This is a genomic window from Asticcacaulis sp. (assembly GCF_020217185.1).
Lineage (GTDB): Bacteria > Pseudomonadota > Alphaproteobacteria > Caulobacterales > Caulobacteraceae > Asticcacaulis.
This window is the reverse complement of record NZ_JAIWNX010000228.1, coordinates 1-10,000: the sequence shown is the minus strand read 5'-3', so window position 1 is coordinate 10,000 and position 10,000 is coordinate 1. Positions and strand designations below refer to the sequence as shown.

Here is a 10,000-nt window from a genome sequence, read left to right as displayed (position 1 = left end):
CGTGGCGCGCCGCCCGAAGCGGTATTCCGTATAGTCCGCCGCGTCGGCATACATGGCGTAGGCCAGCGGCGATTTCGGCCCCAGACACAGGCCGATCAGCACCTGCACCGCAAACATCAGCCCGATCTGATCCGGCGGGATGACGAAGAAGCTGGCCGACAGGACAGCGACGGCGCCCATCAGGATCATCATCAGGCGCGGTTTGTCGATCCATTTCGTCATCATGGGCGTCAGGAGCGCACCGGCGGCCAGCGCCACGCCGTAAGAGGTCAGGAACGGCCCGATCAGGTCCTCACGCCCCACCACATAGCGCATATAGTAGGCTGAAGTGGCCATGCGCAGGGTGATGGTCACCATGATGACCAGAGCCAGCGCAAACAGCACCAGCCACGGCTTGTTACCGAACAGGTCGCGGATATCGCGCCAGGGGCTGGAGGCCTGCTGCGGCGGCGGGCTGATGCGTTCGCGCGTATTGAGGACGACCAGCGCCATGATGGCCACGACCGCCACGCCATAGATGGCCATAACGATCGGCCAGCCCTGCGCCGGATTGGCTCCGCCAAAACTTTTGACCAGCAGCGGCGTGGCGTAGGTGACGATGGTGCCGCCCAGAAAGCCGCCGACAAAGCGGAACGAATTGAGCGTGGTGCGGTCCTGCCCGTCGGCGCTCATCACGCCGGACAGGGCGCTGTAGGGGATGTTGGCGATCGAATAGACGATCATCAGCAGATTATAGGTCAGATAGGCATAGACCAGCTTGCCGTCATGATCGAAGGGCGGGGTGAAGAAGCACAGCACCCCCAGCACCGCCATCGGCGCGGCGGCTCCGAAAATCCACGGACGAAAGCGGCCCCAGCGGCTGCGCGTGCGGTCGGCCACGGCCCCCATGATGGGATCGGCAAAGGCATCGAGCACGCGGCTAATCAGCAGCATGGTCCCCGCCGCCAGCGGATCGAGGCCGAAGACGTCGGTGAAGAAGATCAGCCCGAAGGCCGAAATGGTCGTCCAGTAGAAGTTAAAGCCCAGGTCGCCTGCGCCATAAGCGATCTTTTCGCGCAAGGATAGACGGTCAGTTGCGGCCATTTCGTTCCCCTGTGGTGCCGCGTTTTCGCGGTCTGGCCTATCTGTAGGGCAGTGTTACCCCCTGCGCAAGCGTCGATACGTCAACGTTGTCATGTAGCGCGACATAAAGGTCACATAGTCGCGCCTATAGACAGGGACATCCATCACCGCTAAGCCTGTTTTATCGCATTTTTTCCGATTGCCCGTGTCCCGTATCACCATCGTCGATCTGGCCCGTCTGTCGGGCGTTTCCATCAAGACCGTGTCGCGGGTGCTGAACAAGCAGCCGGGCGTGCGGCCGGAAAAGCGTGCCGAGATCGAGGCGCTGATCGCCGAGACAGGGTTCAAGCCCAATCCCGCCGCCCGCGCCCTGTCGGGGTCGCGCAGCTATATGATCGGGCTGATTTTTGAGCGCCCCGTCACCCACTATTACCAGCATGAGCTTCAGATCGGCGCCCTCGATGCCTGCCATCAGGCCGGCTATCATCTGATTATCGAAGGGGTGGCGGAACTGCGCCACCTGCCGCGCGCGCAGATGAAGGCGCAACTGGCGACCTCGCGCTTTGACGGCGTGCTGCTGGCCCCGCCGGTGTGCGATGATGCGGCCATGATCGACCTGTTCGACGAGCTGGGCGTGCCCGTGGTGCGCATCTCTCCGGTTCAGCATTTCGAGCGCAGCCCCTATGTGTTTATGGACGATGTGGCGGCGGGCTATGAGCTGACGCGCTGGCTGATCGAACTGGGTCACACACGCATCGCCTTTATCGAAAACCTGCGCGGGCGCGGCTCGAACGCCGACCGCAAGGCCGGCTATCTGCGCGCCCTGTCCGAGGCCGGGCTGGCGGCGCGGCCCGACTGGGTGGTACGCGGCGATGTGCGCGTCAATAACGGCTTTGATGAGGCCGAAGCCCTGCTGTCTCAGGCCGACCGCCCGACCGCCCTCTTCGCTGCCGCCGACTATATCGCCTTCGGGGCCATGGCGGCGGCGGCCAAGCTGAAACTGTCGGTGCCTGAAGACGTCTCCATCGTCGGTTTCGACGATGCGCCGGGCACCAGCAGCGTGTGGCCGCCGCTTTCGACCGTGCATCAGCCGATGAAGGGGCTGGCCGAAGAGGCGACGCGCCTGCTTCTGGAGCGCATCAATGGCCGCGAGGTTCCGGCAGTGCAACAACTCGACTATTTCATCGTCCGTCGCGGGTCCGCCGCCGCGCCGCGTGAGGGGTAAAAACCACCGCGTTACACACCGGCCTTAATTTGGCTGCATAGCCGTCTCACAGTCCCCCTCATGCCCCTGAACCCCCTCGCCCTTTCCGGTCTGATCCTCGCTACGCTGGTCGTCACGCCTGTGGCGGTGTGCGCAGCGGACGATGAGATCGTGGCCACCAACCGCCCCAAGGTGGCCCTTGATGCCGCGGCCCCCGCCGCCAGCGTCACGCCCGTGACCGCCGAAGACACGGCCAAGGCCACGCAGGCGCAGGTGCTGTCGACGCTGGACGGGACGCGCACCCCCGACCGCCGTCAGCCGACCTCCTGGGGCCGCGACGATGCGGACGCACGCCCGCAAAAGCGCCAGATTCACGGCGAAGCGGGTGTCTCCATAGGCACCGGCGGCTATAAGAGCGCCTATGTGGCGACCCTGATCCCGGTGGGCGAAACCGGTACGCTGGGCCTGGCCTACAGCCAGACCGATCACGGCAAGAACGGCTATCTCTATGCCGATCCTTACGGCTATGGCTACGGGCCGGGCTATGGTCGCTATGGAGCGTCGGCTTACGACCCCTACGGATACGGCTATGGTCGGGGCTATGGCTATGCGCGCGGCGGCACGTCGAAATCCCTGTCGATCTCGCTTGACTTCAGCGATCGCAATAAGGACCGCGACCGTGACGAAGACTGCGACAGCGTGCGTTATGAAGGCGCAATGGGCGACCCCATCTGGGGCGGCTATCGGCCGTCCCGCCGCGTCTGTACCAAGACCACCAACTATTCCGACTAACCCCTCCCTTGACGAACGCGTCCCGTGCGGCTGGAGCGAATTTTGTTCAGGTTGAATCGAAATCTGGATCTATTTCTTTTGTCGCGCATTTGAGTCCGAAAACCGTTGCACACTTTTCCGAATGCGCTGTAGCCTAACCCGACAACGTTGTCGCCACGGGAGGCTTGATGCAACGCCGGACCTTTCTGCTCGCCGCCACTGCGTCCCTGCTGACGCCCGCCCTCAGCCGCGCCGACAGTCAGTACCGGGTGCTGGTTCTGGCCATGCCCAGCAAGTACCATTACGAATATATCCCCGTGGCGCGCGACAGCTTTGAGCGCCTGTCGAAGCTCCATGCCTTTGATCTGAACTGGACGCACGCGGCCTCGGTGCTGGAGCAGGACCTCAGCGCCTACGCCGCCATTGTGCTGCTCAATACGCCGGTGGAAGACCTCACTCCGGCCCAGCGCGCAGGCTTTGAGGCCTATATGACCGGCGGCGGCAATGCGGTGATCGTGCACCGCGCCGCCATCGCCCTGCCGGTGGGAAGCTGGGCGTGGTACGAAAAGCTGGTCGGGCGCACGGTCGGGGTGCACCCCATGCTGCAAACGGGCGTGGTGACGGTCGTGGACAGGGGCTTTCCTGCCACCTTCGGCCTGCCGGAGCGCTGGATCTGGAGCGACGAATTCTACACCACGACCAACCCGTATCAGGTGCCGATCCACCCCGTGCTGAACGTGGATGAGACCAGCTATGACCCGCGCAAGATCTGGCCCGGTCAGGTCTCCGAGCCGATGGGCAAGGATCATCCGATCGCCTGGTACCACCGTCCGCAAAAGAGCCGGGTCTTTGTCACGACGCTGGGCCATACGGTCGAAATGTACCGCGACCCGACCTATCTGACGCACCTTATGGGAGGTCTCTACTGGACTGTTACCGGGCGTGGTCAGACGCGCTGACCACGCCCGGTAACCGCATCAGAAGCGCATCCGCACCCCGCCATTGAGCACGAACCCGTCGGTCGGGGCCCAGGCCTCGACCGTCCAGCGTCCATCGGCCGCCCTTTGCCGCCGGACCAGCGGATCGTGCCGCGTCTGGCGCACATTGAGCAGGTTTTCGGCATTGAGGAACAGGCGCACCTTCCCCACCACGCGTTCGCCCAGCAGGCCCAGCTCCCAGTAGGGTTTGCTCTCGCTCCGGTACGGATTGTCGTCCAGCGTCTGATGCCCGGTATAATAGGCTTCAAAGCCGATGCGCCCGATATCGTGTTCCTCCCACATGGCGACAAAGCCGCCGGTGTGTTTCGGCGTCGTGGGCTGAGCGCGGCGGCCAATCCCCGACGGATCGGGCTCGGTGGCATCGACATAGACGTAGGAACCGGTCAGGGTCAGCGCCTCATGACGATAACGCAGACGCCATTCCGAACCGCGCGTGCGCGTCACGCCCGCCGCATTGACCAGCCTGACCGAGGCCGGGCCCGTTTGGCGTAGCTGCACCGCATCGTCTATGTCCGCGCCGAACAGGGTCATATTGGCCTCGATCGGTCCTTTGGCATAGGTCAGGTCGAGCGAGGCCGTGCGCGCCACCTCGGGCCGCAGGTCGCCCAGCGGCTCCAGCCGGCCAAAGCCCGTGGCCTCGATGGCCTCGACAAAGGGCGTGGGCGCATGAAACCCGCGCCCCACTGAGGCCCGCACGGTCCAGTGGCCGGGACGATAGAGCAGAGACAGGCGCGGACTGAACTGCGTGCCGTAGCGGCTGTGGTCATCCAGGCGCGCACTGGCCGCCAGCGTCAGGCGCTCACCCATCGTCTGCTCCACCTGCCCGAACAGGCCGGGGACGCTGAAGTGATAGTTGAAGGCGCTGAACCCCTTGGAATGATAGTGGTCGGACTGAAAGGCCACCCCGCCCACCCAGGCGGTCGGCCCCGTCTCGCCCTTCAGCGCCGCCTCGGCAAAGCCGGTCAGGTGCGAGTCGCGGTCAATGACCTCACCGAAGCGGTGCTCGTGACGCTGGGTCATGGACGAGGCGCGCAGGCTGAGCGTACCCAGCCCTTCCAGCGGAAACTGCGCCGTAACCCCGGCATCGACGCGGCGCGAGGCCTGCGTTTCGGGAAAGGCCGTGCCGTCCGGGACGGTGCGCCCGCTGAGCGTGCCGCCCTCGCGCTGTTCGCGCATGATGCCCAGCGTGAGCAGTGCCTTCGCCCCGTTGTCCCCGTACCAGAACAGGCGCGGGCGCAGCGTCCAGCGCTCAAAGCCCGCCATGTCGATCCAGCCATCGCCATCGAGATCCTTGCGGGTCTGACGGTGATAGCCGCCGGTGAGCGAATAGCTGAGGCTCTGCGTCGCCGGGGCGGAGCTATAGGCCGTGACGTCCTGCCCGCCACGGTGGGTCAGGTTTAGCAGGACTTCGCTTTCCGGCTCAGGGCTGGGGCGGCGCGAGACGAGATTGATCACCCCGCCCAGCGCCGACGCGCCATAAAGCGCCGAGACTGAGCCCTTGATCACTTCCACCTGCCCCAGATCGGTCGGCGGAATCTGCAACAGACCGAGCGACTGCCCGCCATAGAGCGGTAAGCCGTCGGTGAGCAGCAAAGTGTAGCGCCCGGCCATGCCCTGAATGCGGATATTGGCCGCCCCCAGCGACGGCGCGGTCACCTGCACGCGGATGCCCGGCGTCTCATTGACGAGGGTCGAGATATTGCCGGGGGTCATCAGGCTCTTTTCGTCGATCTCTTCGCGGCCGATGACGTCAACACGGATCGGCTCGTCCTGAAGCCGGCGACCGGCGCGCGTGGCCTGAACCACCACCTCTTCGATGGCGTCTTCCGGCTGAGGGGGGAGGGTTTGTGCCTGTGCGGACGTTACGCAGGCAAGCAGGGTCGCGGCGGCAGAGGCCGCCAGAGCGCAATCCGATAAAGTGGGCACCACTTTTCGGAAAAATTGCGCGACCAAACAAAAATTTAGAGCGGGATGACGTTTCGATCTAAAATCATCCCGCTCCAGAAGGGGCAAGGCCCCGTATGGGTAAAACATGGGAAAACCCGTAAAAATGAGCAAGCAAGGGCGTGGCGCGTCTAAGCGCTCCGCGTCGGTTCATTTTTCAGGGTTTCAGCGCGGCGGCGGGGCCAGCGGGCGGTAGCTCAGGCCAACGCTGTGGCGGTGACGCGACTGGAAATCCAGCGCCTTTACACTCGGCAAGTGCATGAACAGGAAGCTGGCGGTGGCGATGGCGGCGCAATGCTGACCGCAAAGCTTCAGAGATGCGGCCCCTTTGTCAGCGCAGCAGGGCGCTTCCGACGACCGGACGTGCAGGTGCAGATGGGTGTCTTCGTGATGCGCCCACGGACCGGCGGCTTCGGGCGCGTGCAGGCCCGACAGCATGGCCAGCAGTCCCGCCACAATCACCATCACTTTGAGGAGACCAGAGCGCATAGGCTGTTTATAGGGGCCGGGCACCGCCACCGCAAGCAAGGGTTTTAGCGCTTTTTCCACACCCGCACGTAATCGACCTCAAAGGTGCGCGGGAAGATGCCGTCGTCCACCTCACCGGCCATATTGCCGCCGATGGCCAGATTAAGCAGCAAAAACTGCGGCTTGTCGAAGGGCCACGCCCCCGGCTTGTCGGTTTTGACATAGGTATGGAAACGCTGACCATCGACGAAGAAGTCGAGCTTTTGCGGTGTCCACAGAAGCTGATACTTATGGAAGGCGGTGCAGGCATCGGGCACGTCGATGCCATTGCCGTTGCCGGAACCGCCCACGCTGTCGATCGTATAGCGGTTATGCACCGTGCCAAAGGTCCGGCCCGGCGTCTTGCCCACATGCTCCATAATGTCGATTTCGCCGCCGTCCGGCCACCCCGCATCGGTGCCGAGCATCCAGATCGCCGGCCATGAGCCCTGACCGCACGGCATTCTGGCGCGGATTTCGTAAAAACCATACAGGAAGCTGACCTTACCGCGCGTGATCAGGCGCGCCGAGCTGTAGTCCTGCCCGCCGTAATCGGCGCGGTCGCTCAGCCGCTCCTTGCGCGCGGTGAGGCGCAGCGTGCCGTCCTTCACCTCGGAATTTTCCAGCCGTTCGGCGGCGTAATACTGCTTTTCGTTATTGTACCAGCCGGTGCGGTTGGCCTGCGTGTCATAGACCCAAGTCCTGGCATCGGGCAGGCCGGGCGTATTGAACTCCTCGGCCCAGTCCAGCGCATAGCCCGCCGGAACGGGTGAGGTGGCATCGGCCGCCCGCGTTTCAGCGGCCACCGACAGGCCCGTCAGCGTCACCGCCGACAGGATCAGGGATTTCAGCATGACGTTTCCTTTGTTTTTAACGCCCTCCCGCCGAAGGCCGGGAGGTTTAAGATCATTCTACCCTTACCATACGGCTCTTGCGGCGGCCATCGGGGGAGGTGACGCGCAGTTCGACCGGGCCGCTCACTGCCACCGGCCCCGTATAGGGCGTCCATTCGCCGCCTGCGAGGCGGTATTCGATGGGGGTAGCGGCAATTTCGGCATTGGCGAATAACTGCCCGCTCTCGATCTTCGCCCCCGGCGGGGCCAGACGATAGGCGATGCCCGCCTGATCGAGAAGCCGCAGATGCACGCCCAGCCGGTCACGGAAACCTTGCCAGTCGCCCAGCACGGCCTTGGGATCGACCTTACCGTCGCCATAGGTGTAGCTTTCCCCTGCCTTGTACGGCGCTTCCCAGCCCGCCCGGTGCCAGGCCCGTTCGGCCAGCGGCAGAAGACGCGGGAAGAGGCGGTATTCGGCCTCGTCGTCCGTGCGCACCACCTCGGACCACAACTGCCCCTGCAGGCCGGTCAGGCCGCGCCCCGGCGCATAGGGCGTCTTATCGGCCACCGTCGTCCCCTGCCCGCGGATATCGGTCAGCAAGGAGGCATTGGCCGGCAGGTTTTCCGGCTGGAAGCTGAAAATCTTGTAGTTGTCCGTATCGCGCGACGCCCAGTCATAGGCCGTCTCATCCGGGTCCGGCGCGGGCGGCATGTCAAAATAGGTGACATCGGGCACGGACAGCACAACTTCCCAGCCGCGATTGGCCTGATCGTGCGCTTCGGTGGCCGCCGTGCCGAGGGTGGAACTCCAGATGTTCGACTGGACTACCTTCGGCATTCGCGCGGCGTCCGTATGGCCCATGCCGTCGCTCCAGCCCGCCGTCTCGATGCCCTTTTGCGCCAGATAGGCCGAGACGCGCTCGATGAAATAGGGGGTGAGCTGCGGCGCCTTCAGACCGTTCTGCGCCATAAAGGCCTGACAGGCGGGCGATTGCGTCCATGCCCCCGCCGTCTCATCCGCCCCGATATGGTAGCGTTTCAGCGGCACACCGGCGGCCTGATGCAGCTTCATCGTCTCGTCGATCACCTTGTCGATAAAGGCGTAGGTGGCGGGCAGGCAGACATTGAGCGTATTGTCGTTATAGTGCTGGATTGAGCGATAGGCCGTGGTGTCTTCCGGTTCGACCAGCCGATATTGCGCCGCCCCCGCCGCATCACCGGCGGCCATCAGGCGGCGATAGCGGACCTCCATGGATTTGATCGCCGCGCGGCTATGGCCCGGCATGTCGAAGGACGGGATGACCTCGATACCGCGCGCCTGCGCCGCCTTCAGGATGTCGATATAGTCGGCCTTTGAGAAGTAGCCATTGACCGGCGTATCGCGCTCCGGCCCGGCCCCCAGTTGCGGCAGCAGGCAGGTCTCTTCGGCCGGGTCGTGGCAGCGATAGGCCCCCACCTGCGTCAGTTCGGGCAGGCCGTCGATTTCCAGCCGCCAGCCCTCGTCGTCACCCAGATGCAGGTGCAGGCGGTTGAGCTTATAGGCCGCCATCTGCTCCAGCGTCTCGAGCACAAAGGCTTTGGAATGGAAGTTGCGCGCCACGTCGATATGCAGGCCGCGGAAGGGCAGGCGCGGCGCGTCTTCGATGATCATACGCCGCACCTGAGCGCCATCAAAGGCCGTTTGCTGGGCCAGAGAGCGCAGGGCGTGGTTGGCCCCGGTCGTTGATCCGGCGCGGATGCTAACGCTTTTGCCCACCGTCAGGCGATAGGCTTCGGGGCTCAGTTTCGGGTCGATGGTGACGCTGAGCACCGGCCCCCGCCCCTCACCGGCCCCCGCCTGTTTCAGGGCCTCTACGGCGGCGGTAATGGCGTCGCGGCTCAGGCCCTTCAGGCGCAGGTCAAACCCCTTGCTGAGATCGAGCGGCGCGCCCTTTTGCAGGGTCACCCTGGCCGGGGTGGGCAGGATCACCACGGCCGGACGGGTCAGGGCCACGTTGCGCGCCGCATTGCGTTCATAGGCGCGTTCAGGGGTCAGCCACTGCGTCTTGTCGCCGGGGGTCTGGGTGCCCAGCTTCGCCTCATCGGTCATCGCGGAGACAAAGGGCAGGGTCTCCAGCCCGCTTTCAGGGTCGATCACCGCCTTCGAAGCCACAAGGGTGCGGGGGATGAGGCCCGGCGCCGCCACATAGGCATTGGGCATCATGAAACCGCGCGCATAGAAATGCCCCTGCCCCCAGACACGAACCGTATGCGAGGCGCCGCCTTTCAGCGCGGCGCCGGCCTTGGGTGTCAGGGCATAGAGGTCGCCATTGACCTGTTTCAGGTCGAATGTGTCGCTTTCGGAGCGCACAAACGCCCCGACATACGAGAAATAGAGGGTCCAGCCGCCGGGCAGGTCGCTCCCTTCGGGCAGGGTGAGGGTCAGGGCCGACAGGAAACAGGCCGCCTTGTCACAGGTCTGACGGTTATCGACGATCTCCCACCGATAGCCGAGCTGGTTCCCCAGACGGTCCAGTGTGGCCTGATCCAGTACCGGCGCAGGCGCGGCGGTTGGCGCAGCGGGCACCGACACCGGCGTTTGCGGCAGGGCGGCGCAACCGGCGGTCAGGGACAGGATAAGGGCCAGTGTGCTCAGGCTGACGGAATGGGCGACGGTCATGCGGGGCTCCCTGTTTGAC

At 64.5% G+C, this 10,000-nt stretch carries 8 protein-coding genes; 3 read left to right on the top strand and 5 right to left on the bottom strand.

Annotation, left to right across the window (positions count from 1 at the left end):
* Positions 1 to 1,083 (bottom strand): glycoside-pentoside-hexuronide (GPH):cation symporter (locus LDL37_RS11275; RefSeq protein ID WP_290798182.1); only part of this gene is annotated, 1,083 nt, incomplete at its 3' end.
* 184 nt (positions 1,084 to 1,267) lie between these two features.
* Between LDL37_RS11275 and LDL37_RS11270 the strand changes: the two genes are divergently transcribed.
* The 3 genes from LDL37_RS11270 (at position 1,268) to LDL37_RS11260 (ending at position 3,996) form a co-directional block, all read left to right on the top strand.
* Positions 1,268 to 2,287 carry a LacI family DNA-binding transcriptional regulator gene (locus LDL37_RS11270; RefSeq protein ID WP_290798180.1) on the top strand — a complete coding sequence of 340 codons (1,020 nt, stop codon included), beginning with the start codon at positions 1,268 to 1,270 and terminating at the stop codon, positions 2,285 to 2,287.
* A 60-nt stretch (positions 2,288 to 2,347) separates the two neighbouring features.
* Positions 2,348 to 3,058: a hypothetical protein gene (locus LDL37_RS11265; RefSeq protein ID WP_290798178.1), complete on the top strand. Its 711-nt coding sequence runs from the start codon at positions 2,348 to 2,350 to the stop codon at positions 3,056 to 3,058.
* 167 nt (positions 3,059 to 3,225) lie between these two features.
* Positions 3,226 to 3,996 (top strand): ThuA domain-containing protein, encoded by a 771-nt coding sequence (locus tag LDL37_RS11260; RefSeq protein WP_290798175.1) that lies wholly within the window; start codon positions 3,226 to 3,228, stop codon positions 3,994 to 3,996.
* An 18-nt stretch (positions 3,997 to 4,014) separates the two neighbouring features.
* On the opposite strand, the gene LDL37_RS11255 is transcribed toward LDL37_RS11260, so the two are convergent.
* From LDL37_RS11255 to LDL37_RS11240, 4 genes are all read right to left on the bottom strand, one after another.
* Complete coding sequence (locus tag LDL37_RS11255) at positions 4,015 to 5,961, bottom strand: TonB-dependent receptor (protein ID WP_290798172.1); 1,947 nt, start codon at positions 5,959 to 5,961, stop codon at positions 4,015 to 4,017.
* Positions 5,962 to 6,144: 183 nt separating this feature from the next.
* A complete protein-coding gene (locus tag LDL37_RS11250; RefSeq protein ID WP_290798169.1) occupies positions 6,145 to 6,468 on the bottom strand; it encodes a hypothetical protein in 324 nt (107 codons plus the stop codon).
* 44 nt (positions 6,469 to 6,512) lie between these two features.
* On the bottom strand, positions 6,513 to 7,340 hold the full coding sequence (locus LDL37_RS11245) for a glycoside hydrolase family 16 protein (protein ID WP_290798166.1): 828 nt from the start codon (positions 7,338 to 7,340) through the stop codon (positions 6,513 to 6,515).
* 52 nt (positions 7,341 to 7,392) lie between these two features.
* Positions 7,393 to 9,981 (bottom strand): family 20 glycosylhydrolase, encoded by a 2,589-nt coding sequence (locus LDL37_RS11240; protein WP_290798163.1) that lies wholly within the window; start codon positions 9,979 to 9,981, stop codon positions 7,393 to 7,395.
* Positions 9,982 to 10,000 lie beyond the last annotated feature (19 nt).